The organism is Pseudoduganella flava, from assembly GCF_007830495.1.
Lineage (GTDB): Bacteria > Pseudomonadota > Gammaproteobacteria > Burkholderiales > Burkholderiaceae_D > Rugamonas > Rugamonas flava.
The window spans coordinates 397,314-423,368 of record NZ_VLKW01000004.1 but is presented as its reverse complement, the minus strand read 5'-3'; the positions used below and the strand labels follow the sequence as shown (position 1 = coordinate 423,368).

Sequence of the window (26,055 nt, the reverse complement as noted above, 5' to 3'; positions counted from 1 at the left end):
GCGCAGCACGAATTATCCTGCAGAAACATCGACGGGAATGTGATATTGCCACAAAACAACACCATTTGTGTGCCGGATGCGATGTACTCAAGTCGTCAGAGTACACATATGCAACAAATAATTCTTATTTGAAATATTGTTGATTTGTCGCAGAATTGTCGCCGCGGGGCGCTTCCGTCCGTTCCTACTTGGTCGCGAACGTCGTCACGCCATCCCAATCGGCGCCCGGTGGATGGGCGCGGTAGTGGGCGATGCGTTCGGCGTACAGTGCGTACAGCGCGCGGTCGGGCGCTGCCGCCCGCAGGCCTTCGATACTGGCGGCGGCTTCGCTCCAGCGCTGCGCGCGCACCAGCGCCAGCGCCGCGTGCCACGCATCCAGCTCCGCGCGGGTCGCCGCATCGACATGCTGTTCCAGCGCCACCGGCTCGAAGATCGCCACCGGCTCGTGCTTGCCCTTCACCCGCACCAGGTCCAGTTCGCGGTAGGCGAACTGCGGCGCGGCCGCGCGCGTGGCGGCGCCGACGCAGATGCCGACGCTGTACACCTTCGTGATGCCTTCCAGCCGCGCGCCCAGGTTGACGGCATCGCCCATCACCGTGTACGCGCGGCGGATCGACGAGCCCATGTCGCCCACGTGCATCAAGCCGCTGTTCAAGCCGATGCCGATCGCCAGCGCGGGCCAGCCGCGCCGCACGAATTCGTCGTTCAGGCGCGCTGCCGTGGCCTGCATCAGCAGCGCCGTCGCCACGCCGCGGTAAGCGTGGTCGGCAAACGGCACGGGCGCGCCCCAGAACGCCATCACGGCGTCGCCGATGTACTTGTCGAGCGTGCCCCGGTGGCTGTCGCGGATATCCTCGGACATCGCCGTCAGGTAGCGGTTGATGTATTCGCGCAGCTCCTTCGGCGGCAGCCCTTCCGAGATCGTCGTGAAGCCGCGCACGTCGACGAACATCACGGTCAGCTCGCGGCTTTCGCCATCCATGCTGTAGCGCTCCGGGTTTTCCGCCATCTCGGCCACCAGCTCGGGCGCCACGTACTCGCCGAAGCGCGACACCAGCGCGCGGCCGCGCCGCACCTCGAAGAAGTAGCCCCACGCGACGTTGAGCACGAACAGCGCGACGATCAGCAGCAGCGGCATCGCCACGTTCAGCACGGCGTCGTGCGCGCTGTACAGCCAGTAATTGAGCCAGGCGACGGCCAGCGCCGTGGCGACGGCCAGCAGCATCGACCATGCCGGCGCCAGCACGGCCAGCGCCACGGCAAGCAGCACGCCGACGGCCAGCACCTGCAGCAACTCGGCGGCCGCCGCGAAGTCCGGACGCGCCTTGAAGCTGCCGTCCAGGATCGACTTGATCAGGTTCGCATGCACCTCGACACCGGGGTAGACCGCGGAGACGGGCGTCGCCCGCAAGTCGTTCAACCCCGCGGCCGTCGTGCCGACCAGCACGATGACGCCGGCCAGCGCGTCGCGCGGCACGGCGCCATGCAGCACGTCCACGGCCGATACGTAACGGAACGCGCCGCCGCTTGGGCCGCCGGGTCCGCGGAACTGCACCGTCGTCGTCAGGCCCTCCCCCACCGGGATGCGGATCGCACCATCGGGATGGAACAGCGCGATCGCATCGACGCCGCCGCTGGCGCGCTGCGCGGCGGACAGCGTGTCCACCGTGCCTTCCCACAGCGGAGCGATGGCCCGCGCGTTGAGCGCCGCGGCCACGGTGGCCAGCGACAGGGTCGGGTAGTAGCCGTCGCCGATCCGTTGCAGCAGCGGCGTCGAGCGCACCACGCCATCGCGGTCCGGCAGCACGGAGAAAATGCCGGCGCCGCGCGCGGCCTGCTGCAGCCGGGCGATGTTCGCCTCGTAGCCGGGCGTCGTGTACGCGTCGAGCGTGCGGCCGTTCAGCGACGCGACCGTGAACGCGGCCGGCGGCAGCACGCCCTTTGCGCCGCTGCCGGACGTGGCATAGCCCAGCACCACCGGTTGCCCGGCCAGCGCCTGGGCCAGCAGGCCGTCGTAATCCATCCGCGGCTGCAGCCGCGCCAGTTGGCGCTCCAGCCCCGGCACGTCCTTCAGCTCGCCCTCGGCCAGGCCTTGCAGCACGCCGTAGCCGGAGCTGTTGTCGGGTTCGGGGAACGAGACGTCGAAGCCCACCGCGGCCACGCCATACTCGTGCGTCAGTTGCGTGACGAGCCTTGCCATCACGTCGCGGCTCCACGGGAAGCGGCCAACCTGCGCGAGGCTGCGGTCGTCGATGTCGACGATGACGACACGGGGATCCAGCTCGGCGGGTTCGACGCGCATGCGCAGGCCGGCGATGAACGTGTCGAGCCGCTCGACGGTGTCGACGTGCAGCCAGCCGGCCGCCTGCAGCGCGGCGCCCGCCGTCAGCAGCAGGCCGAGGGCCCAGCGTGCGGCATGGCGGCGCGCGCTCTTGCGCACCCGGGCGAGCAGCGCCGGCATGGTCAGGGCACGTAGCCGGGGATCTTCGCTTCGTCGACGGCGTCGATCTGCGCGGGATCCAGGTATTTGCCGGCGAAGCGCATGTACACCTTCTTGCGCACGAAGATGTCGAACAGGTCCGGGTCGATGTGGCCGTTCAGGCAGAACTTGCCGAGGATTTCGAGCGATTCGGACAGCGTCTTCGCCTTCTTGTACGGCCGGTCGTGCGCCGTCAGCGCCTCGAAGATGTCGGCGATCGCCATCACCCGCGCCGGCACCGACATCTCGTCGCGCGTCAAGCCTTTCGGGTAGCCCTTGCCGTCCATGCGCTCGTGGTGGCCGCCGGCGAATTCCGGCACGCGGCGCAGGTGCTTCGGCCACGGCAGCGATTCAAGCATCCGCACCGTCATCACGATGTGGTTGTTGATGATCTTGCGTTCGTCGTCGTTCAACGTGCCGAAGCGGATCGTCAGGTTGCGCACTTCGTCGTCGGACAGGAACGGCGCGTCGCTGCCGGCCGGGTTGGTCCAGCGCCGCCCCGCGATGCGGTGCACGCGCTCCTGGTCATCAGGCCGCATGCCCTCGCCGCCCACGTTCACGCGACGCAGGAAGGCGCGGTCGTCGGCCAGTGCGGCCTGTTCCTGCGCGAGCTCCGCACCAATCGCCTCCGCATCGCCGCCGGCCAGCTGCTGCCTGAGCGCGCGAATCTCGGCATCGCGCAGCAGCACCTCGAAGCGCGTGTCGATCAGGTCGATGCGGTCGTAGATGGTTTCCAGCTTGGTGGCCTTGTCGACGACGTGCACCGGCGTCGTGATCTTGCCGCAGTCGTGCAGCAGGCCCGCGAACCACAGCTCCTTGCGGTCCGCATCCGTCATCGTGAAGTCGGCCATCGGCCCGTCGTCCGTCTCGTGCACGGCCTCGGCCAGCATCATCGTCAGCTCCGGCACGAACTGGCAGTGCCGGCCCGTGTACGGCGACTTCGCGTCGATGCCGATGTTGATCAGGTTGACGAGGGACTCCAGCAGCTTTTCCAGCTGTACGATCAGCTGGCGGTTCGTCAGTGCCAGCGCGGCCTGCGCCGCCAGCGCCTCGATGAAGCGCTGGTCGGTCGGCGAGAACGTGCCGATGACGCCCGTGTCGCGGTCCTTCGCGTTGATCAGCTGGAGCACGCCCAGCAGCTCGCCTTCGTGGTCGCGCATCGGCACCGTCAGGAACGATTGCGAGCGGTAGTTGAACTGGCGGTCGAACGCGCGCATGCCGGAGAAGTTGAACACGTCGGCCTGGTATACGTCGGCGATGTTCACGGACACGCCGAAATTCGCGGCATACGCGGCGACGGAGGCCAGGTTCTTGCCGCCGTTGTCGTCGACGAGGGGGACCGGCGGGATGTCGACGGCCGTGCCGCCGCTGCCGCCGTGGTGCAGGCCCAGCGTGTCGTTGACGGACAGCTGGAAGCACAGGCTGCGCCGGTCCGCGCTGGGGCGGTACACCGTGCCGCCATCGGCGTTCGTGATGCTCTTGGCAACCATCAGTATCCGTTCCAGCAGCAGCTCCATGTCGTGGCTGGACGCCAGCGCGACCGACAGCTCGGTCAGCTGGTCCAGCCGCTGCGCGATTTGGGCGGGATACAGTTCTTGCATGCGCGGAAGTGTAGCCGGACGGCAAGCTGATGTACACGAGAAATACAATCGAGTGCAACTTTTGCCGGCGAGAAAGCGACAGATGGCCCGAAAACGGCTGCCGATGGCCAGAAAAGATGAAAAAACGGCTATCATCCGGGGGACTCCGGCACACGCGACCGGACAGGAACAAGAGCAACCAGGGGTAAGAATGAGATTCAAATTCTGGGGGGTGCGCGGCTCGATCCCCTCACCGGGCCCGCGTACCGTACGGTATGGCGGCAACACCACGTGCATTGAAATCCGCAGCGACGACGACACGCTGATCGTCATCGACGGCGGCACGGGCCTGTTCTGCCTCGCGCAATCCCTGGTGGCCTCCAGCCGGCGGCCGATCCACGCCAACATCTTCATCACGCACAGCCACTGGGACCACATCCACGGCCTGCCGTTCTTCACGCCGCTGTTCATCAAGGGCAGCCGCGTGCGCCTGCACGGCGCGACGGACCCGGATACCGGAAACGGCATCGAGCACGTGATGGGCGTGCAGCTGCAGAACAGCTACTTCCCCGTCAGCGAGACGCAGATGGATGCGACGATCGAGTACCGCACCTTGCAGGTCGGCGAAGCGCTGCCGGTCGGCGACGCCGTCGTGCGCAACGTCGTGATGAGCCACCCGGTCACGGACCTGGGCTACCGGGTTGACTGCAACGGCAAGTCGGTGTTCTTCACGGGCGACCATGAACCGCTGTTCAACCTGCACCCCGCCGATCATCCGGAGCACGCGGCCTGCCAGGCGCACGTGGCGCAGCGCACGGCCGCTATCGACGACCTGGTGCGCGGTGTCGATGCGCTGATCGTCGACTGCTCGTACACGCGCGAGGAATATCCTGCCAAGATCGGCTGGGGCCACGGCACGTTCGACAGCGCGCTGGAGATGGCGCTGCGCACCGGCGCGAAGCAGCTCTATTGCACCCACCACGAACCGACCCGCAGCGACGACGAGCTGGAAGCCGTGTTCGCCGAAGTGATGGCGCGCTATGCGCCGCGGCTGGGCGCGCTGCGCGTGTTCCTCGCCTACGAAGGCATGGAAGTGACGCTGTGATGGAGAAGCTGACAGGCACCGTGACCGACCTGCGGCACGGTAAAACGGTATCGTACAACCCAAAGACAGGCACCAGCGTCGTGCACGCGGCCGTGTTCCGGCTCGACGGCCAGCTGGTGAAGATCGTCTCGACCCAGGAGCCGCTGGTGATCGCCGAAGGCCAGCAGCTGCTCGTCGCGGGCCGCCGCCGCGGCAAGCTGTTCGTCGCCTATGCGCACCGCAACCTGACGACGGGCGCGGAGGGACATGAAGGGTGGGCCACGCGGCTGGTGGTGACGATCCTCGTCGTCACCGCGGCGCTGTGGCTGGCGGCCCAGCTGGGCGGCGACTACATGGCCGTGTTCGCGATCGTGTTCGTCGCCGCCGGCGGCGCGATGGCGTGGCGCTCGTTCGAAGTGGTGCAGGCGATCGTCGCGCTGCGGCGCTGACCGACAAGGAGATCGAATGGAAACGTTGAAGGGGATCGCAAGCAACGTCCACCATGGCACCGCCGTCACCGGCAACACGGCTGGCGATGGCACCAACGTGACGACGGTGCATACGACGTTGCTGCGCATCGCCGGCGTGCAGGTGCGGCTGACGGGGGCGGAACTGGCCGCGATCAGCGACGGCGACCGCATCGCGGTGGCGGGCCTGCGCAGCGACAGCGGCCTGTTCATGGGCCTCGCCTACCGCAACGAAACGACGGGCGTCTCCGGCAGCGAAGGCTGGACGGGCCGCCTCGCCGTGTGCGCCGTCCTGCTGGCCATGGGCGTGTGGATGGCCTCGCAGGCACGGCAATCGGCCGGCCTCGTTGCGCTGGCCATCCTTGCCGTATGGTGCACGGGCATCGGTTGGCACGCCTTGCGTTCGCTGCGCGTGCGCCAGGCCGAACGCACGCTGCGGGAGGCGTGACGATGCTGTCGCACATCTTCATCGGGGTTACCGACTTCGGCCGCGCATTCGATTTCTACGCGGCGTTGATGGACACGCTCGGCCAGCCGCTGCGCTTTCGCGACGACAGCCGGCCGTGGGCAGGCTGGATGCCGCACGATGCGCCGCGCCCACTGCTGCTGATCGGCGCCCCGTTCGACGGCATGCCGGCCACCGTGGGCAATGGCGCGATGACGGCGCTGCTGGCACCGGACCGCGCCACCGTCGACCGCGCCCATGCCGCCGCACTGGCGCATGGCGGCACGTGCGACGGGCCGCCCGGCCTGCGGCCCGAGTACCACGCGAACTATTACGGTGCCTACTTCCGCGATCCGGATGGGAACAAGCTGTGCGTGGCGTGCCACGCGGTCGAGTGAATCGCCGGCCCGATCAAAGCCGCTTGCCGAAGCACACCGCCGCGTCGTTCCCCACATACTTGCCGAAGTTCGGAATGCGCAGATAGCCCTGCGCGTCGTAGAAGCGCACGGCCCGTTCGTTGACCTTGCGCGTCTCCAGCCACAGGCCGCGATAGCCCAGCGCCGCGGCACGCGCCTCCAGGTGCGCCAGCACGGCACCGCCCGCGCCGCTGCCCGGGCGGGCATACATGCGCTTCACTTCGGCCACGTCGCCATCGAGCGGCAGCAAGGCACCGCAGCCGACCGCCCTGCCCGCGTCGTCGCGGGCGATCGCGAAGGCGCCGGCGCGGGCCACGTCGAACGCGGCAGCGCCCGAGTCACCCGTGATCGCTGCGAGTACCTGCGACAGCTCGGCCATCAGCGCGCGTGCGTCGTCCGAGTCCGGATCCTCATCCCGAACGGCGATGGACGGCCCGAGCACCTTGTACATCACGCGCGTCGCCCCGAGCGCATCGCCATCCAGGATCGCATAGCGGGGGATGTCGCCGCAGGTGCGATATCCCAGCCCGGCGTACAGGTGCTGTGCGCCGCTGCCGGACCATGTGTCGAGCACAAGCAGCGTGCGGCCCAGCTCACGTGCGCGGGCCTCGGCGGCCTGCAGCAGCAGCCGGCCGATGCCGCGCCGGCGCCAGCCCGTATGCACCAGCATCTTGTTCACCTCGGCGCGGTGGGCGCCGTTGGCCGGCATCGCCAGCGCGAGCTGCACGGTGCCGCACAGGGTGCCGTGTTCGTCGCGCGCGGCGAACAGCGTGCGCGCGCCGGCATCGACCTGCTGCGCCACCGCCAGCCAGAAGCGGCGCGCATCGGCCACCGTGAATGGCGGCAGGAAGCCGACGCTTGCGCCATGCAGCACGCAGTCGTGCAGCACGTCGGCCAGTTCATTGGCGGCGGCGCGTACGCTGTCCGCATGCAGTTCCTCGATCGTGATCATGGCTCGCAGATGGCGATCAGGTAGTGGGCGCCCATGGGGCCGGGGCACGCGAAGCGCGTGGCGCCGTACAGGCGAAAACGCAGGCAGTCGCCGGTCTGCAATGTGTGGACGGTGCCGTCCAGCGTGTACTCAAGCAGGCCGTCGAGCATCCAGATGTGCTGCTCCAGGCCGGACACGGGCGGCGCTTCGTAATCGATGACGGCGCCGGCGGGCAGCCGCCCTTCGATCAGTTCCGCGCGCATGCCCTGCGCCGGCGGCGACACCATCCGGCGCGTGAAGCCGCTGGCCGGATCGGTCCATACGGCCTGCTCGGCAGCCTTGATCAGCTGCGCGCCCTGCTCCTCGACGGCGGCGATCAGGCGCGACATCGGCAAGCCGTACGCGGCGCACAGCTTGCCCAGCAGCGCCGCCGTGGGACTGGTTTCGCCGCGCTCCAGGCGCGACAGCGTGGCGCGGCTGATGCCGCTTCGCTTGGCCAGCTCGTCCAGCGACCAGCCGCGCTGTTCGCGCAGCGCCGCCAGCCGGGCCACCAGCTTCGTCTCGAATTCGTCATGATTTCCCATAATTGAGATAATATCTCAAATTCGGGATGAGATGCAAGATGGGCTACAATCGGCCGATGTACACACTGACTTTCAAGGCGCTGCAGGAGTGGGCTGCGCGTTCGGATGCCGTGACCGCGCCCTGCATGTGCCCCGGCGACGCCGCGGCAGGCTGGATCAGCTACCCCGTCACACTGGACCCGGCGCAATGCACGCCGGTCGGCACGCTGGTGGAAGACCCGTATGCGGAAGCGACGTTCGCCGAATACCATCCGGACGGCACGCGCTATGACAGCGTGCAGGCGCCGATCGCGCCGCGCTGGTATCCGTACAACCGCTGCCAGGTGACGCGCTGCCGCGACTGCGGCCGCGCTTACCTGCAGTACACCGAGGCGGGCGGCTACTTCGTCGACCGGCGCATCCGCGCGCTGCGCGCCGCGCTGCTGGTGGATGCGCCCGGCGCTTAACCGGAACGCTGCGCGAACCGCTGCGCCAGCACGGCGCATACCATCAACTGGATCTGGTGGAACAACATCAGGGGCAGGATGATCATTCCCAGCGACGACGTGGCGAACAGCACCTTCGCCATCGGCACGCCGGAAGCGAGGCTTTTCTTCGAGCCGCAGAACACGATCGTCACCTCGTCCTCGCGCGAGAAGCCCAGCTTGCGGCTGACGTAGTACGACAACGCCAGCACGAGCGCCAGCAGCACGCCGCAGACGACGCCCAGCGTGACCAGCAGTTGCGGCGACAGCTTGTGCCAGATACCTTCGCTGACCGCTTCCGAGAACGCCGTGTAGACGACCAGCAGGATCGAGCCCTGGTCCACGTATTTCAGCAGCGGCTTGTGCTTGTCCACCCACGCGCCGATCAGCGGGCGCGCCAGCTGGCCGGCGATGAACGGCACCAGCAACTGCAGCACGATGGCGAGGACGGCGTCGTTCGTCGAACGCGCCGCGTGGCCCTGTACGACGAATGCGGACACCAGCAGTGGCGTGATGAAGATGCCGAGGAAGTTCGATGCGGAGGCGCTGCAGATCGCGGCCGGCACGTTACCGCGGCCCATTGCGGTCAACGCGATCGACGACTGCACCGTGGACGGCAGCATGCACAGGAACAGCAGGCCCAGATACAGCTCCGGCGTCAGCACGTGCAGCGCGAGCGGCTTGAACAGCAGGCCAAGCAGCGGGAACAGCACGAAGGTACAGCACAGCACCAGCACGTGCAGGCGCCAGTGCGTGACGCCTTCCACGATGGCCGTGCGCGACAGCTTGGCGCCGTGCAGGAAGAACAACAAACCGATCGCGAACGTGGTGACGTCGCCGAACACCGCGGCCGCCTGGCCCGTGCACGGCAGCACGGAGGCGACGGCGACGGTGGTCAGGAGGGCAAGCGTGAAGTTGTCGGGCTTGAGGCGCAGCAGGGACTGCGAGAGGGAAGCAATTGCGGAAACCATGCGGTCATTCTAGCGTAGATAAAAAAAGGAGGCCGGAGCCTCCTTTTTTCTTGTCATGTGGTTCATCACATGATGTGGGTGCCGATCCACCAGCCGATCGCCGCGACGAACGCGGAGGCGGGAATCGTGAAGATCCACGCCCACACGATATTGCCGGCCACGCCCCAGCGCACGGCCGACAGGCGCTGCGCCGAGCCGACGCCGACGATGGCGCCCGTGATCGTGTGCGTCGTCGATACGGGCACGCCCCAGAACGATGCCATCAGGAGCGTGATCGCGCCGCCCGTCTCGGCGCAGAAGCCGCCGACAGGTTTCAGTTTCGTGATCTTCTGGCCCATGGTTTTCACGATGCGCCAGCCGCCAAACAGCGTGCCGAACGAGATCGCCGCATAGCACGCGACGATGACCCAGGTCGGCGGCGTCGTATCGGTCGCGGCCACGTGGCCGGACGCGATCAGCAGCATCCAGATGATGCCCATGGTTTTCTGCGCGTCGTTGCCGCCGTGGCCCAAGCTGTAGCTGGCCGCCGAGAACAGCTGCAGGCGGCGGAACCAGCCGTCGATCTTGCGGGGCGTCGATTTGACGAACACCCACGACACGATGAGCATGATGACGGAGCCGAGGATGAAGCCCAGCAGCGGCGCGACGACGATGAACACGACCGTCTTGATCAAGCCGCCGGCGACCAGTGCGCCGGTGCCGGACTTGGCGACGGCGGCGCCCACCAGGCCGCCGATCAGCGCGTGCGACGACGACGACGGAATGCCGTAGTACCAGGTGATCACGTTCCACACGATGGCGCCAACGAGGGCGCCGAAGATCACATAATGGTCGACCACGTGCGGGTCGATGGTGCCCTTGCCGATCGTCGTCGCCACTTTCAGGCCGACGATGAAGATCGCGATGAAGTTGAAGAAGGCGGCCATCGCCACGGCCGTTTGCGGCTTCAGCACGCCCGTCGACACGACCGTCGCGATCGCGTTCGCGGCGTCGTGGAAGCCGTTCATGAAATCGAAGATCAGTGCCAGGAAGATCAGTACCGCGAGCGCGTAGATGCTGATTTGTAGGGTCTGCATATTGTTGTTCTGCTCGTGGCGCGCGTTACGCGTTCTCGACGATGATGCCTTCGATGATGTTGGCCACGTCCTCGCAGCGGTCCGTCACGGTTTCCAGGATCTCGTAGATCGCTTTCATCTTGATCAGGTTGCGCACGTCCGGCTCGTCGCGGAACAGCTTCGACATCGCGGCGCGCATCACGTGGTCGGCGTCCGATTCCAGGCGGTCGATCTCTTCGCAGATGCCGACGATCTCGCGGGCATTGTCCATGTTCGCCAGCAGGGCGACAGCGGCCTGCACCTTCTCGCAGCAGGCCAGCACCAGTTCGGCCAGGCGCTTCGCTTCCGGCGTCACGGCGTGCAGGTCGTACAGCGACACGGTCTGGCCGGCGTCTTCCATCATGTCGAGGATGTCGTCCATCTTCGTGATCAGCTTGTGGATGTCGTCGCGGTCCAGCGGCGTGATGAACGTCTTGTGCAGCAGGTCGACAGCCGTGTAGGTGATCTTGTCCGCCTGTTTCTCGATGCTTTCGATCGCGTGGACGCGGTTTTCGAGGTCGTCGAAGTTCGTCATCAGGCCCAGCATTTCTTTCGCGCCCTTGACGCACAGTTCCGCATGCTGGTTGAACAGGTCAAAGAATTTGCCCTCGGTGGGCATCAGGCGTCCAAACATTTTATTCTCCGTTGGGTTGATTCGTGGGTGCTGCCGGGGCCGTGCTCTAGCGGCCCCTCTGGTTCATCAGTCGCCCTGGTAGATCGACAGATTACCGGTGTAGTTGCCGAACTTGGTGTACATGCCCATCCAGGTCAGGCGGATCGCGCCGATCGGGCCGTTACGCTGCTTGCCGATGATGATCTCGGCGGTGCCCTTGTCCGGCGAATCGGGGTTGTACACCTCGTCGCGGTACAGGAAGATGATCACGTCCGCATCCTGTTCGATAGCGCCGGATTCGCGCAAGTCGGACATCACGGGACGTTTGTTCGGACGCTGTTCCAGCGAGCGGTTCAGCTGCGACAGCGCGATCACGGGGCAATGCAATTCCTTCGCCAGGCCCTTCAGCGAACGGGAGATCTCGGAGATCTCGGCCGCGCGGTTGTCGCCCGGCTGCGAACCCTGCATCAGCTGCAGGTAGTCGACGATGATCAGGCCCAGCTTGCCGCACTGGCGCGCCAGGCGTCGCGCGCGGGCGCGCATCTCGATCGGGTTCAGTGCCGGCGTCTCGTCGATGTACAGCTGCGCCTCGTTCATCTTCTGGATCGCGTGCGTCAGCCGCGGCCAGTCTTCGTCGTTCAGCTTGCCCGTACGCAGGCGATGCTGGTCCAGCTGGCCGACCGAGCCCAGCATACGCATCGCCAGCTGCGCGCCGCCCATCTCCATCGAGAACACGGCGACGGGCAGGCCCGCCTCGATCGCGACGTTCTCGCCGATGTTGACGGAGAACGCCGTCTTGCCCATCGATGGACGTCCCGCCACGATGACGAGGTCGCCCGGCTGCAGGCCGGACGTCATCTTGTCCAGGTCCGTGAAACCGGTCGGCACGCCGGTGATCTCGCTGCCGCTGTCGCGGCTGTACAGCTCGTCGATCCGCTCGACGACCTGCGTCAGCAGCGGCTGCACGGCGAGCCAACCCTGCGCACCGCGCGCGCCCTGCTCGGCGATCGCGAAGATCTTCGACTCCGCCTCGTCGAGCATCTGCTTGACTTCCTTGCCTTGCGGGGAAAACGCGTTGCCGGAGATTTCGTCGGCCACCGTGATCAGCTTGCGCAGCACGCCGCGGTCGCGGACGATTTCCGCATAGCGGCGGATGTTCGCGGCGGACGGCGTGTTCTGCGCCATCGCGTTCAGGTACTGCAGGCCACCGCACTCCTCGGCCTTGCCCAGCATCGTCAGGGCTTCGTAGACGGTGATCACGTCGGCGGGCTTGCCGGCGTTGATCAGGCGGATCATCTGCTCGAAGATGATCCGGTGGTCGTAGCGATAGAAGTCCTCCGCATGCATGAAATCGGCGATGCGGTCCCACGCGGCGTTATCGCGCAGCAGGCCGCCGATGACCGATTGCTCGGCTTCGATCGAGTGCGGCGGGATGCGGAGGGAATCGACTTGCGGGTCGGATGGGGCATTCATGGCGCGCATTATACCTGCAACCGCAGGGCAAAGTTCATAATCAGAAGCAATGTCGCATGCAACCATCAGGCGCATGCGCGCTGGGCTGCAGCAATAAAAAAGCCGGGCGAACCCGGCTTTTTCAATGTATACGACAGTCCTGACGCGGAAAAGATTCCGTGTGCAGGATTACGCAGCGTCGCCCACGACGGCCACGGTCACTTCGACCACGACGTCGGTGTGCAGTGCCACGGAAACCGGGTGCTCGCCCACGGTTTTCAGCGGGCCGGTCGGCATGCGCACGGCAGCTTTTTCCACAGCGAAGCCAGCTTTCGTCAGCGCTTCAGCGATGTCGTAGTTGGTCACGGAACCGAACAGACGGCCGTCGACGCCGGCCTTCTGCGACACGGTCACGGTCATGCCGCTCAGCTTGTCGCCCTGGGCTTGTGCAGCGGCCAGCTTTTCAGCGGCAGCTTTTTCCAGTTCGGCGCGCTTGGCTTCGAACTCGGCCACAGCTGCGGTCGTGGCACGGCGTGCCAGCTTTTGCGGGATCAGGAAGTTACGTGCGTAACCGTCCTTGACCTTCACCACGTCGCCCAGGTTGCCGACGTTGATAACTTTTTCCAGCAGAATGATTTGCATAATGTTCTCCAGGTTCTATCTGTACTGCTGCCGATTAGGCGTGGTGCAGATCGGTGTACGGCAGCAGGGCCAGGTAGCGTGCGCGCTTGATCGCGGTGTCCACTTGACGCTGGTAGTGCGCCTTCGTGCCGGTCAGGCGTGCCGGCATGATCTTGCCGTTTTCCTGGATGAAGTCCTTCAGCGTGTCGACGTCTTTGTAATCGACTTGTTCAACGCCAGCGGCGGTGAAGCGGCAGAACTTCTTACGCTTGAACAGCGGATTCTGCTGTTTGCGCTTTTCTTTCAGCTTAGCTTTGTTTTTATCGAACTTTTTACCGAATGCCATTTTAGGCTCCTGTATCTAAATATTGTGTCGTCTGGACGGCACGAAAATCAATGATGTGAAATACCAGGCTCTTGCTGTTGCGGCTTTTTCTGGCGAGGAAGCCCGAGAATTCATAAGCTCCTCCCAGCGGCGCCTGGCTGAAGCGGCCCGAAATCTCCCCCGCGGCAACCGCGGCGATCTCGAACTCGGTCAGTCGGGCGATGCCTGCCTCGACCTGCTGCGAACTGTGCTGCAATACTGCATTCACGATCGGCAGCCCGGCGGGCGTGTAGCGGATGACTTCCCGCTCGGCGATCAGGCCGGTGAAACTCAGCTCGTTCAGCAAGAATCCTGTGTCTTAGGCTGCGGCTGCCGGAGCGGCCGCGGCTTCAGCGCGGTGGCTCTTGGCGGCGTCTTCACGCTGGACCGACTTCATCATCGGCGAAGGAGCGGTTTCCGCTTTCTTCATCTTGACGGTCAGGTGGCGCAGCACGGCATCATTGAACTTGAACGCGGTTTCCAGTTCGACCAGAGTGTCGTTGTCGCACTCGATGTTCATGCAGATGTAGTGAGCCTTGGCCAGCTTCTGGATCGAGTACGCCATTTGACGGCGGCCCCAATCTTCCACGCGGTGCACGTTACCGCCGCGCGAGGTCACGCTGGTCTTGTAACGTTCGATCATCGCGGGCACTTGCTCGCTTTGGTCCGGATGGACGATAAATACGATTTCGTAGTGACGCATGCAAACTCCCTTAAGGACTGTTGATAGCCCACCCTGGCGTCAAGACAGGTGTGGGAAGAGGTAAGCCCGCAAGCATAGCAGGATTTTTGGCCAATTGCTAGCTAGCCACCAGCCTGGAATCGGTGCGCGCCGGGTGAAAAATGGTGTCAGACACCATTTTCCAGGAAATATTTCGCTCTTTTCATCATTTCCCCTTGCATTCCCTCTGACACTGTACAAAAATACAGACTGTCTATATCCACAGCACTTTGCTTCGCACCATGATCAAGCTCACCGCACGGCAGGAACAAATTCTCAACCTGATCAGGGATGCCATCGACAATACCGGCTTCCCGCCCACCCGCGCGGAGATCGCCGCCGAGCTGGGCTTCAAATCGGCCAACGCGGCCGAGGAACACCTGAAGGCGCTGGCGCGCAAAGGGGCCATCGAGATCACGGCGGGCACGTCGCGTGGCATCCGCCTGCTGGGCGAGCGGCCCGCCACGTCGTCGGCCGGCGTGGCCGACCTGGAGCCGCTGCCGCGCGTACCGGCCCCGCTGCTGATGCAACTGCCGCTGATCGGCCGCGTGGCCGCCGGCTCGCCGATGCTGGCGCAGGAAAACCTGGAGACGACGTACAGCGTCGACCCCGCGCTGTTCTCCGCCAAGCCCGACTACCTGTTGAAGGTGCGCGGCGAGTCGATGCGCGACGTGGGCATCATGGACGGCGACCTGCTGGCCGTGAAGAAAGTGGACAGCGCGAAGAACGGCCAGATCGTCGTTGCGCGGATCGGCAGCGAAGTCACCGTGAAGCGCTACCGCCGTACCGGCTCGACGATCGAACTGCTGCCGGAGAATCCGGACTTCAAGGTGATCACCGTGCGCCCGGAAGAAGACGAGTTCGCGCTGGAAGGCCTGGCTGTGGGGCTCGTGCGCGCCTGGCACTGAGCGTTATTTAGCCGCCGGCCTGGCGGGCTTCAGCGCCACGGTGCGGTTGGCCAGGTCCATATACACCCCGTAGGCCTGGAAGAAGTCGGCGCCGAGGATGCCGTCGGCCGCGAAGCGGTCCGGCAACGGCATCAGGTAAGCCTTCAGCGGGACACCGCCTTCCAGCGCCACGCCGACGTACTCGCATGGCCGGGCCGGGCCGAACAGGTCGCACTTGGCCGTCTGGTCGCCCTGCGCCTGCACCGACTGCGGTTTGACGAGCGACAGGTTGGCGGCCGTGTCGAACACCATCCGGTATTTCCCGCGCGGGTTCGACAGCGTCATCACGATACCCTCATGCGCCCGTTCGTGGGACATCGGGTGCCACTCCTTCCCCAACGCCAGCGGTGTCCCAAAGCGCAGCTCCAGCCGGCTCTGGTCGTACACGAACGGCTGCTTTTCGAACAATGCCAGGCCGATGACCGAATGCGGCGGCGGCCCCGCGCCTTCGCCGATGGTCAGGCCCCACGGCTCATGGGACACACCCGTCACCTCGCCGAACGACACGCCGTTGATGACGAGATCGGGAATCACGAACTCCTCCTCGTCGCGCACCTTGCCCGTCAGGTCGGAGCTTTGCACCTTGCGTCCCGTGAGCTTCAAGCCGGGAATGGCCGCCATCACCTCGCGCGTCAGGTGCACGGTGCGCCCGGAGCCGATGTCGAACGTGAACGGATAGGTCGCACCGGCGATCGTCAGCTGGGCGACGGGGATGCCCTTCTCCAGCGCGACGGGCACGGATACCTCGGCCCGCGCGGTCGTCACGCCGAACAACGCGGCGACGACGAACGCGCGGCCGATCATGCGTCCAGCGCGCTCTTGAAGTCGTCGACGAGGTCCGCCGTATCCTCGATGCCGACGGAGACGCGGATCAGCGACTCGGCGATCCCCATCGATGCGCGGCGCTCCGCCCCCATCTCGTAGAAGATCGTGTGCGCGACGGGGATCACGAGCGTGCGAGTGTCGCCCAGGTTCGACGCGGGGATGGCGATCTTCAGCCGGTTCAGGTAATCGAAGCAATCGATGCCGTCCTTCAGCTCGAAGCTGAACAGCGAGCCGTACGACTTGAACAGCTCGCCCGCGATCCGGTGCTGCGGGTGCGACGGCAGGCCCGGATAGTGGACGGCGGCGACGCGCGGATCAGCTTCCAGCATCTCAGCGAGGGCCTTGGCATTGGCGCAGGTGCGCTCCATGCGCAGCGCCAGCGTCTCGGCACCGACGGCGATGTGATGCGCGGCCTCCGGGCCCAGCGACGCGCCGAAGTCGCGCAAGCCTTTCGCGCGGATCTGCGTGATGCCCCACATGCTTGGGGCCGCCTTCTTGTAGTTCTCGAAGATGTTCGGGTAGCGGCTCCAGTCGTAGGCGCCGGTATCGGTCAGGCTGCCGCCCAGCGCGATGCCGTGGCCGGCGATCGACTTCGTCAGCGCATTGACGACAAGGCCCGCGCCGACCGCCTTCGGGCGGAACAGGTAGGGCGTCGTCATCGTGTTGTCGACGATGTACAGGATGCCCTTCTCGGCACACAGTTCGCCGATGCGCCGCAGGTCGGCGATCTGCGTGCGCGGGTTGGCGATCGTCTCGACGAACACGATGCGCGTGTTGTCCTTCAGCGCCGCGGCGACGTTCGCGATATCGGTCGCATCGACGAAATCGACGCCGACGCCCTGCCCGGCCACCGTCTGCCACAGCGAATTCGTGTTCCCGAACAGGAACGACGACGACACGACGTGGTCGCCGGCACGCAGCAGCGCCTGGAACACGGCGCCGATCGCGCCCATGCCGGTGGCGAAACACAGAGTGGCGACGCCGCCCTCCATCTTGTTGACCTTCTCCTCCAGCGCCGACACCGTCGGATTGCCCTGCCGCCCATACCGGAAGCCCGGCTCGCGGCCCTGGAACACCGACGCCAGCTGCCGCGCATCCGTATAGCCGAACGCGACGGAAGTATGGACGGGCTTGTGCAGCGACCCGTGCTCGATGGTCTTCTGCCGATCGCCATGCAGGATCGTCGTCGTGAATCCGTAGTTCTTTTTCTCGCTCATAAACTTTTCGGTCGTTTTACAACGAGGGACTGTCCCTCAATTTTGGAAATATTTCCTGAATCGGGGGACAGTCCCTCGATTTTGGAAACATCGATCAGCCAGAGGGAGCGGGAAGGTTTAACCGTCGGAATCCGTGCCGCGCCCCAACTTTTTCGGTTGTTTTACAACAGGGGACTGTCCCTCGTTTCTGGCAATGTTTCCTGAATCGAGGGACAGTCCCCGGATTTTGGTCCCCGGATTTTGGAAATGTTTCTCGAAATCGGGGTCTACCCCGTTTTAGGAAAGAAAAGGGCTCCGTCAGGAGCCCGTTAGTTATGCCTCGGTCGTCGCAGCGTTCAGGTTCAGCTGCGTGCGCGCCGCGTCCTCGGCCCCCTTTGCCTTCGGGTTGTGGCGGGCGTGCTCGATGCGGTCCAGGTATTCGGGCGAGACGTCGCCCGTGATGTACTTGCCGTCGAAGCACGATGCCTCGAAGCTCGTCAGCGCCGGGTTCACGTCGGAGATCGATTTCTTCAGGTCTTCCAGGTCCTGGTAGACCAGTGCGTCCGCCGTGATTTCCTTGCACACTTCCTCGACGGTGCGGCCGTGGGCGATCAGCTCGTCGCGGGTCGGCATGTCGATGCCGTACACGTTCGGGTACAGCACCGGCGGCGCGGCGGAGGCGAAGATCACTTTCTTCGCGCCCGAGTCGCGTGCCATCTGCACGATCTCACGGCTGGTCGTGCCGCGCACGATCGAGTCGTCGACCAGCAGCACGTTCTTGCCCTTGAACTCGTCGCCGATCGCGTTCAGCTTCTGGCGCACGGATTTCTTGCGCAGCGCCTGGCCCGGCATGATGAAGGTGCGGCCGATGTAGCGGTTCTTGATGAAGCCTTCGCGGTATTCCTTGCCGAGGCGCAGTGCCAGCTGGATCGCGGCGGGGCGCGACGAATCGGGGATCGGCATCACGACGTCGATGTCGTCGGCCAGGCCTTCGCGCTTGATCTTCTCGGCCAGGTACTCGCCCATCTTCAGGCGCGTGCTGTAGACGGATGCGCCGTCGATGACGGAGTCCGGCCGCGCCAGGTACACGTACTCGAACACGCACGGGTTCAGCGACGGATTGTCCGCGCACATCTGGCTGTGCAGGTGGTTCTCCGCGTCGATGAACACGGCCTCGCCCGGCTTCACGTCGCGCACGAAGCGGAAGCCCGCGCCTTCCAGCGCAACGGACTCGGACGCCAGCATGTACTCCGTGCCCTGCTCCGTTTCATTGATGCCGTAGCACAGCGGGCGGATGCCGTACGGATCGCGGAAGCCCAGCAGGCCCACGTCGGCGATCTGGGCAACGGCCGCGTAGCCGCCGCGCACGCGGCGGTTCAGCACCGTCACGGCTTCGAACAGCGTCGACGGCTCCAGCGAATAGCCCGTCGTGGCCTTCATGATCTCGTGCGCGAGCACGTTCAGCAGCACTTCCGAATCGGAGTCCGTGTTGATGTGCCGGCGGTCGTTCTTGAACATCTCCTGCTTCAGCTGTTCCCAGTTCGTCAGGTTGCCGTTGTGGGCCAGCGTGATGCCGAACGGTGCGTTGACGTAGAACGGCTGCGCTTCCTCTTCCGACGACGAGCCGGCCGTCGGATAACGGCAGTGGCCGATGCCGGAGTTGCCCATCAGCGAACGCATGTTACGGGTGCGGAACACGTCACGCACGAGGCCGTTTGCCTTGTGCATCGAGAACATACTGCTGTGGTTGGTGGCGATGCCTGCCGCATCCTGGCCACGGTGTTGCAACAGCAGCAGCGCGTCATACAGCAGCTGGTTGACAGGTTGATGGGAAACGACGCCGACGATGCCACACATAATGCGCTCCTGAACAGGGTGCTACGGATTTAACGAATTCTAAAATTGCACGTGCTGCGCCAGGGCAGCGGGCAGAAAAGGTTTCACGGTGCGGGCGCCGCTCTCGGCCATCGGGCTGAGCATCGCGTGGCGCCAGAAGTCCTGCTGCGGGATCGACGTCATCCCGCACAATATGACACCCGCCAGCACGATTACAAGTCCGCGCGCCAGGCCGAACAGGCCGCCCAGGCCGCGGTCGGCCACCGACAGGCCGCCCGCTTCGATCAGCGCCGACACGGCCATCGCCAGCAATCCCATCAGGATGCGCACGCCGATGAACAGCGCCAGGAACGCCACGATCAGGCGGATCACCTCGCCCGGCACGATGGCCGGCAGCATCTGCGCCAGCGCCGCGCCATAGGCATTCGCGACAACGAAGGCAACGATCCAGCCCAGCAGCGACAGGACTTCCTTAATCAGCCCCCGCATCGTACTGATGACCACGGAGGCGACCAGCACGAACAACACGATGTAATCGAAAATCGTCACAGCGCCCGGATCGTCACAGCGTCAGACACCATCAGGCCGGGATCAGGCTGCCCGACAGCCCGATCTTCTGCAGCTTCGCCTTGGCCTTTTCCGCCTCTTCGCGGCTGCCGAACGGGCCCACCTTCACGCGGGTCAGGTCGCCAGTGGGCGACTTCTGCGTGAACGACTTGATGCCGGCATCGCGCAGCTTGCCCTGCAGCTCATCCACCTTGTCCTTGGCGGACAGCGCGGCCACCTGGATCACGTAGCGGCCCCCATCGGCGGGGGCCGCGGCGGGCTTGCCTTCCAGGATCGCCAACGCACGGGAAGCATCGTCCGGCTTTGCTTCGTGCTTCGGCTCCGGCTTGCTTTCCTTCGCTTCCGGCTTGACCTCGGGCTTCTTCGGCTCGGGTTTCGCTTCCGCGACCTTCTTCGGTTCCGGCTCCTTCTTCGGCTCCGGTTTCACCTCATGCTTCGGCTCCGGCTTCGGTTCGGGCTTGAACTCGGCCTTCGGTTCCGGTTTGTGCTCGGCAAGCTTTGGCTCCGCCGCAATGGCCGGTTTGACCTCGCGCGCGGCAACCTTCACGGGCTCCTTCGGCTCATCGGCCGGCTCGACGATTTCCTCGCTCTGGTCGAGCGCATCGGCCTGGCGCGGCTTCGTCTCGGCGGCGGCGGGCGCGGCCTCGGCTGGCGCGTCGGACGGTTTGTCCTTCGACGGGATCTGGATCGCGATATCGTTCGCGAGCGGCTTCGGCTCCGAATCGAGCACCATCGGCAGGCCGATCGCGACAGCCAGCGCCAGCGCGATCGCGCCGACGAGGCGGCGGCGTGCCCGCTTCTTTTCGGGCAGCACAGGGTCGGGCGCATCCTTGCGGGAACGGCGGGCGGCGCCGGGCACCGCGCCCGCCTCGCTGGACGCGCGCTTCGACCTCGCCCGCTCCGTCAGGGCGCGGTCGTCGGCGGCGCGGTAGTAGCCGCTGTCTTCAGTGGACTGCTGCTTGTTTTTTCCGAATTTCGAGAACAAGCCCATGCGTGTGTTCGTCAGTGTAGAGAGGATTTTCGGGCGGCCATCACGCCGGCGACCGTGAGGAACGATCCAAAGACCACAATTCTATCATTCTCGCCGGCTCGGCTCGTTGCATTCGCAAAAGCTTGTGCGGGGGTATCGAAGACGTTGACTGTCTTTTCATGCGGGTCCGGCACAATTGCCTGCACCTTCGCGGCCAGTTCCGATGCGCTGGCCGCGCGCGGGGACGGCAGGTTCGTCAGGCACCAGTGATCGATCGAGCCGCCGATGGCTTTCAGCACGCCATCGATGTCCTTGTCGTGCATCGAGCCGAACACGGCGAACGTGTACGGATGGAAGCCCATATTGCCCAGGTTCTGGTTCAGCGCGGATGCCGCGTGGGGATTGTGAGCCACGTCCAGGATCACGGTCGGACGGCCCGGCAGCACCTGGAAGCGGCCCGGCAGCTCGACGGTGACGAGGCCATGCCGCACTTCCTGCGCGCCGACCGGCAATTCGTTCTTCAGCACTTCCAGCGCGGCCAGCGCGGCCGATGCGTTCAGCAGCTGGTTGGCGCCGCGCAGGCTCGGGTAAGCCAGCGAATTGCGGCGCATCGAGCGGCCGCCGTAGTTCCACTGCTGCTTGTCGCCGGCGTAGTTGAAGTCGCGGCCCATCAGCCACAGGTCCGCGCCGATCGCGCTGGCATGGTCGATCAGCGACTGCGGCGGCACCGGGTCGCTGCAGATCGCCGCCTTGCCAGGGCGGAAAATGCCGGCCTTCTCGAAGCCGATCTGTTCGCGCGTGCCGCCCAGGTAGTCGACGTGATCGATGTCGACGCTGGTGACGATCGATACGTCCGCATCGGCGACGTTGACGGCGTCCAGGCGGCCACCCAGGCCCACCTCGAGGATCGCCACGTCCAGCTTCGACTTGCTCATCAGGTGCATGATCGCCAACGTCGTGAACTCGAAGTACGTCAGCGGGGTATCGCCGCGCACCGCCTCGACGGCATCGAACGCGGCCACCAGCACGTCATCGGTGGCGAGGTCGCCGTTGATGCGGGCGCGCTCGTTGAAGTCGAGGAAGTGCGGCTTGATGTACAGGCCGACGCGGTAGCCGGCGCGCAGCAGGATCGATTCGAGCATCGCGCACGTGGAGCCCTTGCCGTTGGTGCCCGCGACCATGATGACGGGGCACGTGAACCGCAGCTGCATGCGCTCCTTCACGGCGTGCACACGGTCGAGGCCCATGTTGATGACGGTTTCGGCGTGGCGCGACTCGAGCAGCGCGAGCCATGCGGGCAAGGTGGTCGGGGTGGACATACGGCTTCTCGGCAAAAATCGGCGAAGGCGGCATTGTAGCGCGCCGGAATGAAACGCGGGGCCGGCCCCTTGCAGAGCCGGCCCCGTCGGGCTTGCGGTGGTTGGCGGCGCCGTGCGCTTACGCCAGGACTTCCGCGGCCTGGTTCTGCAGCAGCGCCAGCAGGCGGGCGATTTCCTCGCGCATCTTGCGGCGGTCGACGATCATGTCGATCGCGCCCTTGGTCAGCAGGAACTCGCTGCGCTGGAAGCCTTCCGGCAGCTTCTCGCGCACGGTGTTCTCGATGACGCGCGGGCCGGCGAAGCCGATCAGCGCTTTCGGCTCGGCCATCACGACGTCGCCCATGAACGCGAACGACGCGGACACGCCGCCCATCGTCGGGTCGGTCAGCACGCTGATGAACGGCAGCTTCTTCTCGGACAGCTTGGTCAGCATCGACGTCGTCTTCGCCATCTGCATCAGCGACAGCAGGCCTTCCTGCATCCGCGCACCGCCGGTGGCGGTGATGCAGATGAACGGCACCTTCTGCTCGAGCGCCACCTGGGCCGCGCGAGCGAAGCGTTCGCCGACGACGGAACCCATCGAGCCGCCCATGAATTCGAATTCGAAGCACGCGACGACAACGGGCAGGCTCATGATCGAACCACCCATGCAGATCATCGCATCGGTCTCGCCGGTGGCTTCCATCGCCTGCTTCAGGCGGTCGGGGTATTTCTTGCTGTCCTTGAACTTCAGCGAATCGACCGGCAGCGTTTCCTGGCCGATTTCATAGCGGCCGCCGGCGTCGAGCAGCGCATCGAGGCGCTCGCGGGCGCGGATGCGCATGTGGTGGTCGCACTTGGGGCAGACATGCAGGTTCGACTCGAGATCGGTACGGTACAGAACGGCCTCGCAGGACGGGCACTTGACCCACAGCCCTTCCGGCATCGTCTTGCGGGCGGCGGCTTCCGAGCGCTGGATACGCGGGGGAAGCAGTTTTTCCAACCAGCTCATAAATTCTCCTGTTGCTCTGACTTAGGGGCGCAGTGTAGCCGTTTATGCCAGCCGTGTCGAACATTCAGGAATGACAACTTTCCGCACGCACGTGAGATTTCATGCGGCTTCCAGCTATGGCTGAGTTCGTGTCCTGCTGGGGTCAGACCCCGACAGGACACAGGCTCGGCTGTCATACGGATCAGCTCGTGTCTCGTGTCCGGGTCTGACCCCAGGGTGGACACGAACTCATCCGTTAGCGCTTACTCGTCCAGCGCGCTGCGGATGCTTGCGACGAAGCGCTGCACGGCGGCGGGGGCTTCGGCCGGGTCGCTTGCTTCGATTTCCTGGATGATCCGGCTGCCGATGACGACGGCGTCGGCCACGCTGGCCACCGCCTTCGCCGTCGCGCCGTCGCGGATGCCGAAGCCGACGCCGATCGGCAGGCTGACGTGCTGGCGGATCGCGGCGATGCGAGCGGCCACTTCGGTCGTGTCGATGTGGCCCGCCCCCGTCACGCCTTTCAGCGACACGTAGTACGAGAAGCCGCTGCCGACGCGCGCGACCTGCTGCACGCGCTGCTCGGTGGACGTCGGTGCCAGCAGGAAGATCAGGTCGAGGCCCGCCGCACGCATCTTGACGGCGAATTCCTCGCACTCCTCGGGCGGGTAGTCGACGATGATGGCGCCGTCGGCGCCAGCGGCGCGCGACTGTTCGATGAAGGCATCCGCGCCGATCCGCTCGATCGGATTGGCGTAGCCCATCAGCACGACGGGCGTATGCTGGTTGGTCTCGCGGAACTCGCGCACGTACTCGAACACCTGATGGATGCCGACGCCGTTGGCCAGTGCGCGCTCACATGCGCGCTGGATCACGGGCCCTTCGGCCATCGGGTCGGAGAACGGCACGCCGAGCTCCAGCACGTCGGCGCCGCCCGCCACGAGGGCGTGCAGCAGCGGCACCGTCAGTGTGGGCGACGGATCGCCGGCGGTAATGAAGGTCACGAGACCGGTTTTGTTGTGCGCTTTCAGCGCGTCGAAAGTTTGGGCGATACGGGACATTTTGTTCTCTGCTTGAAGAACCCCAACGGCAGAGGCAGGGGTCAGACCCGGCGGGTCTGACCCCAGGTTTTGCATTGGGGTCAGGATTGACGACAACTGCGTTAAGAAAGCGGGCCTCAGCCGAACTTCAGCCCCATCCGCTCCGCAACCGTATGCATGTCCTTGTCGCCCCGCCCGGACAGGTTCGCCAGCACGATCTTGTCCTTCGGCAGCGTGGCCGCCAGCTTTGCGGCGTAGGCCAGCGCGTGCGACGATTCCAGTGCCGGAATGATGCCTTCGATGTGGCAGCAGTCGTGGAAGGCGCGCAGCGCTTCCTCGTCCGTGATCGACACGTACTGCGCGCGGCCGGAATCCTTCAGCCACGCGTGCTCCGGGCCCACGCCCGGGTAGTCCAGGCCGGCGGACACCGAGTGCGTCTCGATAATCTGGCCGTCGTCGCTTTGCAGCAGGTAGGTGCGGTTGCCGTGCAGGACGCCCGGGTAGCCCTTCGTCAGCGATGCCGCGTGCTTGCCCGTGTCGAGGCCCTCGCCGGCCGCCTCGACGCCGATCAGCTGCGTCTCCTTCTGATCGATGTACGGGTAGAAGATGCCCATCGCGTTCGAGCCGCCGCCGATGCAGGCCAGCACGTAGTCCGGCTGGCGCCCCGCCATCTCCGGCATCTGCACGAGACACTCCTCGCCGATCACGGACTGGAAGTCGCGCACCAGCATCGGGTAAGGGTGCGGGCCGGCCACCGTGCCGATGATGTAGAACGTGTTCTCGATGTTCGTGACCCAGTCGCGCATCGCTTCGTTCAGCGCGTCCTTCAACGTCTTCGAGCCGGATTCGACGGGCACGACGGTCGCGCCCAGCAGCTTCATCCGGTAGACGTTCTGCGCCTGGCGCTTGACGTCCTCGGAGCCCATGTAGACGACGCATTCGAGCCCGAAGCGGGCGCAGATCGTCGCCGTGGCGACGCCGTGCTGGCCGGCGCCCGTCTCGGCGATGATGCGCGGCTTGCCCATGCGCTTGGCCAGCAACGCCTGGCCGATCACGTTGTTGATCTTGTGCGCGCCCGTGTGGTTCAGGTCTTCGCGCTTGAAGTAGATCTGCGCGCCGCCGGCGATCTCGGACCAGCGCTTGGCGTGGTAGATCGGCGACGGGCGGCCGACGAAGTGCTTCAGCTCGTAGCGAAACTCTTCGAGGAATTCGGGGTCCTTGCTGTAGCGGGCATAGGCCTCGTTCAGCTCGGCCAATGCGTGCGTCAGCGTCTCGGCAACGAACGAGCCGCCGTATGGCCCGAAATGGCCCGTGCTGTCGGGGAGTTGGTAATCCTGGGCGTGAAACAGCGGAGTGTGGTGAGGCAAATTCTGGGTCATGATGGCGTTCCTTCGATACGGGAACGCCGCAGCGTGATATTACGCGTCGTTCCCGGAAATGGCGTCGCCGGCCCTGACCGCGGCGATGAATTGCGCGATCAGGCTGGCGTCCTTGATCCCTTTCGCGGCCTCGACGCCACTGCTGACGTCAACCGCGTAAGGGCGTACCTGCGCCACCGCGCCAGTCGCATTTTGCACGCTCAAGCCACCACTTAAAACGGCCCGAGGCGCGAGATCTTTTGGAATGAGAGACCAATCGAACACCTTTCCTGCACCGCCATAGGCATCGACAAACGTGTCGAGCAAGAGTCCCGCAAACAGGTGCGAGGACGCGCGGCATTGTGCCTCGTATTCTAGCAGCTCGCTGCCCGCCGTGTCCCCTTTTACCCGGAACACCCGCATGAACGGCCGGTTCGCCGCCGCGGCCGCGCCAGCGCACTGCGCGGCCGTCTCGTCGCCGTGGAACTGCAGCAGCGCGACAGGGGCGACGCGCGCCGTCTCGGCCACCTCGTCGGCCGACGCATTGACGAACAGCCCGACCGGCATCACGAACGGCGGCAGCGTGGCGATCAGTTCGGCCGCGCGCGCCGGCGTCACGTAGCGCGGGCTCTTCGGGTAGAACACGAAGCCGACGGCATCGGCGCCGTCGGCGACAGCGGCCGCGACATCCTCTTCGCGGGTCAGGCCGCAGATCTTGATGCGGGTACGGTGCATGATGAT

28 protein-coding genes are annotated in these 26,055 nt (G+C 65.4%); 6 read left to right on the top strand and 22 right to left on the bottom strand.

The genetic code is table 11. From position 1 onward, the window contains the following. Window positions 1-184 precede the first annotated feature (184 nt). A complete protein-coding gene (locus IP92_RS13555) occupies window positions 185-2,461 on the bottom strand; it encodes a CHASE2 domain-containing protein (RefSeq protein ID WP_199271919.1) in 2,277 nt (758 codons plus the stop codon). A 2-nt stretch (window positions 2,462-2,463) separates the two neighbouring features. Then, complete coding sequence (locus IP92_RS13550) at window positions 2,464-4,080, bottom strand: HD domain-containing phosphohydrolase (protein WP_145875657.1); 1,617 nt, start codon at window positions 4,078-4,080, stop codon at window positions 2,464-2,466. A 190-nt stretch (window positions 4,081-4,270) separates the two neighbouring features. Between IP92_RS13550 and IP92_RS13545 the strand changes: the two genes are divergently transcribed. Genes IP92_RS13545 through IP92_RS13530 form a run of 4 tightly spaced genes read left to right on the top strand, consistent with a single transcriptional unit; the run spans window position 4,271 to window position 6,453 of the window. After that, window positions 4,271-5,164, top strand: a complete 894-nt coding sequence (locus IP92_RS13545; RefSeq protein WP_145875654.1) for an MBL fold metallo-hydrolase — start codon at window positions 4,271-4,273, stop codon at window positions 5,162-5,164. Beyond that, window positions 5,164-5,592 (top strand): hypothetical protein, encoded by a 429-nt coding sequence (locus tag IP92_RS13540; protein WP_145875652.1) that lies wholly within the window; start codon window positions 5,164-5,166, stop codon window positions 5,590-5,592. Before IP92_RS13545 ends, IP92_RS13540 begins: the two co-directional genes overlap by 1 nt. Window positions 5,593-5,608: 16 nt before the next feature. Beyond that, window positions 5,609-6,058, top strand: a complete 450-nt coding sequence (locus IP92_RS13535; protein WP_145875650.1) for a hypothetical protein — start codon at window positions 5,609-5,611, stop codon at window positions 6,056-6,058. Between the two features lie 2 nt (window positions 6,059-6,060). Continuing rightward, window positions 6,061-6,453 (top strand): VOC family protein, encoded by a 393-nt coding sequence (locus IP92_RS13530; RefSeq protein WP_145875648.1) that lies wholly within the window; start codon window positions 6,061-6,063, stop codon window positions 6,451-6,453. Between the two features lie 13 nt (window positions 6,454-6,466). Here the strand turns inward: IP92_RS13530 and IP92_RS13525 are convergent, their stop codons facing one another. Continuing rightward, the gene (locus tag IP92_RS13525) at window positions 6,467-7,423 is read right to left on the bottom strand and encodes a GNAT family N-acetyltransferase (protein ID WP_145875646.1); all 957 of its coding nucleotides are present in this window, start codon (window positions 7,421-7,423) and stop codon (window positions 6,467-6,469) included. Continuing rightward, on the bottom strand, window positions 7,420-7,986 hold the full coding sequence (locus IP92_RS13520) for a helix-turn-helix domain-containing protein (protein ID WP_145875644.1): 567 nt from the start codon (window positions 7,984-7,986) through the stop codon (window positions 7,420-7,422). The genes IP92_RS13525 and IP92_RS13520 overlap by 4 nt, the downstream gene beginning before the upstream one ends. A gap of 56 nt (window positions 7,987-8,042) precedes the next feature. Here IP92_RS13520 and IP92_RS13515 point away from each other — a divergent pair, with 56 nt between their 5' ends. Then, window positions 8,043-8,432: a hypothetical protein gene (locus IP92_RS13515; RefSeq protein WP_145875641.1), complete on the top strand. Its 390-nt coding sequence runs from the start codon at window positions 8,043-8,045 to the stop codon at window positions 8,430-8,432. Here IP92_RS13515 and IP92_RS13510 read toward each other — a convergent pair. The 8 genes from IP92_RS13510 to rpsF all read right to left on the bottom strand — a co-directional run bounded on the left by IP92_RS13510 (window position 8,429) and on the right by rpsF (window position 14,268). After that, window positions 8,429-9,421 carry a bile acid:sodium symporter family protein gene (locus tag IP92_RS13510; protein ID WP_145875638.1) on the bottom strand — a complete coding sequence of 331 codons (993 nt, stop codon included), beginning with the start codon at window positions 9,419-9,421 and terminating at the stop codon, window positions 8,429-8,431. The two genes, IP92_RS13515 and IP92_RS13510, sit on opposite strands and share 4 nt — an antisense overlap. Window positions 9,422-9,486: 65 nt before the next feature. Then, window positions 9,487-10,497 (bottom strand): inorganic phosphate transporter, encoded by a 1,011-nt coding sequence (locus IP92_RS13505; RefSeq protein ID WP_145875636.1) that lies wholly within the window; start codon window positions 10,495-10,497, stop codon window positions 9,487-9,489. Window positions 10,498-10,522: 25 nt separating this feature from the next. Then, window positions 10,523-11,149, bottom strand: a complete 627-nt coding sequence (locus IP92_RS13500; RefSeq protein ID WP_145875634.1) for a DUF47 domain-containing protein — start codon at window positions 11,147-11,149, stop codon at window positions 10,523-10,525. 66 nt (window positions 11,150-11,215) lie between these two features. Next, a complete protein-coding gene (locus tag IP92_RS13495) occupies window positions 11,216-12,601 on the bottom strand; it encodes a replicative DNA helicase (protein ID WP_145875632.1) in 1,386 nt (461 codons plus the stop codon). A gap of 168 nt (window positions 12,602-12,769) precedes the next feature. Further along, a complete protein-coding gene (gene rplI / locus IP92_RS13490) occupies window positions 12,770-13,222 on the bottom strand; it encodes a 50S ribosomal protein L9 (RefSeq protein WP_145875630.1) in 453 nt (150 codons plus the stop codon). A gap of 34 nt (window positions 13,223-13,256) precedes the next feature. Further along, window positions 13,257-13,547: a 30S ribosomal protein S18 gene (gene rpsR, locus IP92_RS13485; protein WP_107143310.1), complete on the bottom strand. Its 291-nt coding sequence runs from the start codon at window positions 13,545-13,547 to the stop codon at window positions 13,257-13,259. A 1-nt stretch (window position 13,548) separates the two neighbouring features. Then, window positions 13,549-13,869, bottom strand: a complete 321-nt coding sequence (gene priB / locus IP92_RS13480) for a primosomal replication protein N (RefSeq protein WP_145875938.1) — start codon at window positions 13,867-13,869, stop codon at window positions 13,549-13,551. A 15-nt stretch (window positions 13,870-13,884) separates the two neighbouring features. Then, window positions 13,885-14,268, bottom strand: coding sequence for a 30S ribosomal protein S6 (rpsF, locus tag IP92_RS13475; protein ID WP_145875628.1), 384 nt, complete (start codon window positions 14,266-14,268; stop codon window positions 13,885-13,887). 260 nt (window positions 14,269-14,528) lie between these two features. Here rpsF and lexA point away from each other — a divergent pair, with 260 nt between their 5' ends. Then, window positions 14,529-15,194, top strand: a complete 666-nt coding sequence (gene lexA / locus IP92_RS13470; protein ID WP_145875626.1) for a transcriptional repressor LexA — start codon at window positions 14,529-14,531, stop codon at window positions 15,192-15,194. 3 nt (window positions 15,195-15,197) lie between these two features. On the opposite strand, the gene IP92_RS13465 is transcribed toward lexA, so the two are convergent. The 10 genes from IP92_RS13465 to IP92_RS13420 all read right to left on the bottom strand — a co-directional run bounded on the left by IP92_RS13465 (window position 15,198) and on the right by IP92_RS13420 (window position 26,049). Further along, entirely contained in the window at window positions 15,198-16,037 is an 840-nt protein-coding gene (locus IP92_RS13465; protein ID WP_145875624.1) for a hypothetical protein, read from the bottom strand. Then, entirely contained in the window at window positions 16,034-17,275 is a 1,242-nt protein-coding gene (locus IP92_RS13460) for a cystathionine gamma-synthase family protein (RefSeq protein ID WP_145875622.1), read from the bottom strand. The genes IP92_RS13465 and IP92_RS13460 overlap by 4 nt, the downstream gene beginning before the upstream one ends. A 312-nt stretch (window positions 17,276-17,587) precedes the next feature. Further along, complete coding sequence (gene purF, locus IP92_RS13455) at window positions 17,588-19,111, bottom strand: amidophosphoribosyltransferase (protein ID WP_145875620.1); 1,524 nt, start codon at window positions 19,109-19,111, stop codon at window positions 17,588-17,590. 39 nt (window positions 19,112-19,150) lie between these two features. Then, window positions 19,151-19,639 (bottom strand): CvpA family protein, encoded by a 489-nt coding sequence (locus IP92_RS13450; protein WP_145875618.1) that lies wholly within the window; start codon window positions 19,637-19,639, stop codon window positions 19,151-19,153. A 31-nt stretch (window positions 19,640-19,670) separates the two neighbouring features. Next, window positions 19,671-20,648 (bottom strand): SPOR domain-containing protein, encoded by a 978-nt coding sequence (locus IP92_RS13445; RefSeq protein WP_145875616.1) that lies wholly within the window; start codon window positions 20,646-20,648, stop codon window positions 19,671-19,673. 11 nt (window positions 20,649-20,659) lie between these two features. Then, on the bottom strand, window positions 20,660-21,946 hold the full coding sequence (folC, locus tag IP92_RS13440; protein WP_145875614.1) for a bifunctional tetrahydrofolate synthase/dihydrofolate synthase: 1,287 nt from the start codon (window positions 21,944-21,946) through the stop codon (window positions 20,660-20,662). 118 nt (window positions 21,947-22,064) lie between these two features. Next, the gene (accD, locus tag IP92_RS13435) at window positions 22,065-22,937 is read right to left on the bottom strand and encodes an acetyl-CoA carboxylase, carboxyltransferase subunit beta (RefSeq protein ID WP_145875612.1); all 873 of its coding nucleotides are present in this window, start codon (window positions 22,935-22,937) and stop codon (window positions 22,065-22,067) included. Window positions 22,938-23,179: 242 nt separating this feature from the next. Continuing rightward, a complete protein-coding gene (trpA, locus tag IP92_RS13430) occupies window positions 23,180-23,977 on the bottom strand; it encodes a tryptophan synthase subunit alpha (RefSeq protein ID WP_145875610.1) in 798 nt (265 codons plus the stop codon). A gap of 116 nt (window positions 23,978-24,093) precedes the next feature. Next, window positions 24,094-25,335 carry a tryptophan synthase subunit beta gene (gene trpB / locus IP92_RS13425; RefSeq protein WP_145875607.1) on the bottom strand — a complete coding sequence of 414 codons (1,242 nt, stop codon included), beginning with the start codon at window positions 25,333-25,335 and terminating at the stop codon, window positions 24,094-24,096. Between the two features lie 39 nt (window positions 25,336-25,374). Next, entirely contained in the window at window positions 25,375-26,049 is a 675-nt protein-coding gene (locus IP92_RS13420; RefSeq protein ID WP_145875605.1) for a phosphoribosylanthranilate isomerase, read from the bottom strand. Between the last annotated feature and the right edge of the window lie 6 nt (window positions 26,050-26,055).

Bases quoted from the DNA above. Each gene is read 5' to 3' on its own strand.
- IP92_RS13555 (WP_199271919.1), bottom strand. From the start codon at position 2,461: ATGCCGGCGCTGCTCGCCCGGGTGCGCAAGAGCGCGCGCCGCCATGCC.
- IP92_RS13550 (WP_145875657.1), bottom strand. From the start codon at position 4,080: ATGCAAGAACTGTATCCCGCCCAAATCGCGCAGCGGCTGGACCAGCTG.
- IP92_RS13545 (WP_145875654.1), top strand. From the start codon at position 4,271: ATGAGATTCAAATTCTGGGGGGTGCGCGGCTCGATCCCCTCACCGGGC.
- IP92_RS13540 (WP_145875652.1), top strand. From the start codon at position 5,164: ATGGAGAAGCTGACAGGCACCGTGACCGACCTGCGGCACGGTAAAACG.
- IP92_RS13535 (WP_145875650.1), top strand. From the start codon at position 5,609: ATGGAAACGTTGAAGGGGATCGCAAGCAACGTCCACCATGGCACCGCC.
- IP92_RS13530 (WP_145875648.1), top strand. From the start codon at position 6,061: ATGCTGTCGCACATCTTCATCGGGGTTACCGACTTCGGCCGCGCATTC.
- IP92_RS13525 (WP_145875646.1), bottom strand. From the start codon at position 7,423: ATGATCACGATCGAGGAACTGCATGCGGACAGCGTACGCGCCGCCGCC.
- IP92_RS13520 (WP_145875644.1), bottom strand. From the start codon at position 7,986: ATGGGAAATCATGACGAATTCGAGACGAAGCTGGTGGCCCGGCTGGCG.
- IP92_RS13515 (WP_145875641.1), top strand. From the start codon at position 8,043: ATGTACACACTGACTTTCAAGGCGCTGCAGGAGTGGGCTGCGCGTTCG.
- IP92_RS13510 (WP_145875638.1), bottom strand. From the start codon at position 9,421: ATGGTTTCCGCAATTGCTTCCCTCTCGCAGTCCCTGCTGCGCCTCAAG.
- IP92_RS13505 (WP_145875636.1), bottom strand. From the start codon at position 10,497: ATGCAGACCCTACAAATCAGCATCTACGCGCTCGCGGTACTGATCTTC.
- IP92_RS13500 (WP_145875634.1), bottom strand. From the start codon at position 11,149: ATGTTTGGACGCCTGATGCCCACCGAGGGCAAATTCTTTGACCTGTTC.
- IP92_RS13495 (WP_145875632.1), bottom strand. From the start codon at position 12,601: ATGAATGCCCCATCCGACCCGCAAGTCGATTCCCTCCGCATCCCGCCG.
- rplI (WP_145875630.1), bottom strand. From the start codon at position 13,222: ATGCAAATCATTCTGCTGGAAAAAGTTATCAACGTCGGCAACCTGGGC.
- rpsR (WP_107143310.1), bottom strand. From the start codon at position 13,547: ATGGCATTCGGTAAAAAGTTCGATAAAAACAAAGCTAAGCTGAAAGAA.
- rpsF (WP_145875628.1), bottom strand. From the start codon at position 14,268: ATGCGTCACTACGAAATCGTATTTATCGTCCATCCGGACCAAAGCGAG.
- lexA (WP_145875626.1), top strand. From the start codon at position 14,529: ATGATCAAGCTCACCGCACGGCAGGAACAAATTCTCAACCTGATCAGG.
- IP92_RS13465 (WP_145875624.1), bottom strand. From the start codon at position 16,037: ATGATCGGCCGCGCGTTCGTCGTCGCCGCGTTGTTCGGCGTGACGACC.
- IP92_RS13460 (WP_145875622.1), bottom strand. From the start codon at position 17,275: ATGAGCGAGAAAAAGAACTACGGATTCACGACGACGATCCTGCATGGC.
- purF (WP_145875620.1), bottom strand. From the start codon at position 19,111: ATGTGTGGCATCGTCGGCGTCGTTTCCCATCAACCTGTCAACCAGCTG.
- IP92_RS13445 (WP_145875616.1), bottom strand. From the start codon at position 20,648: ATGGGCTTGTTCTCGAAATTCGGAAAAAACAAGCAGCAGTCCACTGAA.
- folC (WP_145875614.1), bottom strand. From the start codon at position 21,946: ATGTCCACCCCGACCACCTTGCCCGCATGGCTCGCGCTGCTCGAGTCG.
- accD (WP_145875612.1), bottom strand. From the start codon at position 22,937: ATGAGCTGGTTGGAAAAACTGCTTCCCCCGCGTATCCAGCGCTCGGAA.
- trpA (WP_145875610.1), bottom strand. From the start codon at position 23,977: ATGTCCCGTATCGCCCAAACTTTCGACGCGCTGAAAGCGCACAACAAA.
- trpB (WP_145875607.1), bottom strand. From the start codon at position 25,335: ATGACCCAGAATTTGCCTCACCACACTCCGCTGTTTCACGCCCAGGAT.
- IP92_RS13420 (WP_145875605.1), bottom strand. From the start codon at position 26,049: ATGCACCGTACCCGCATCAAGATCTGCGGCCTGACCCGCGAAGAGGAT.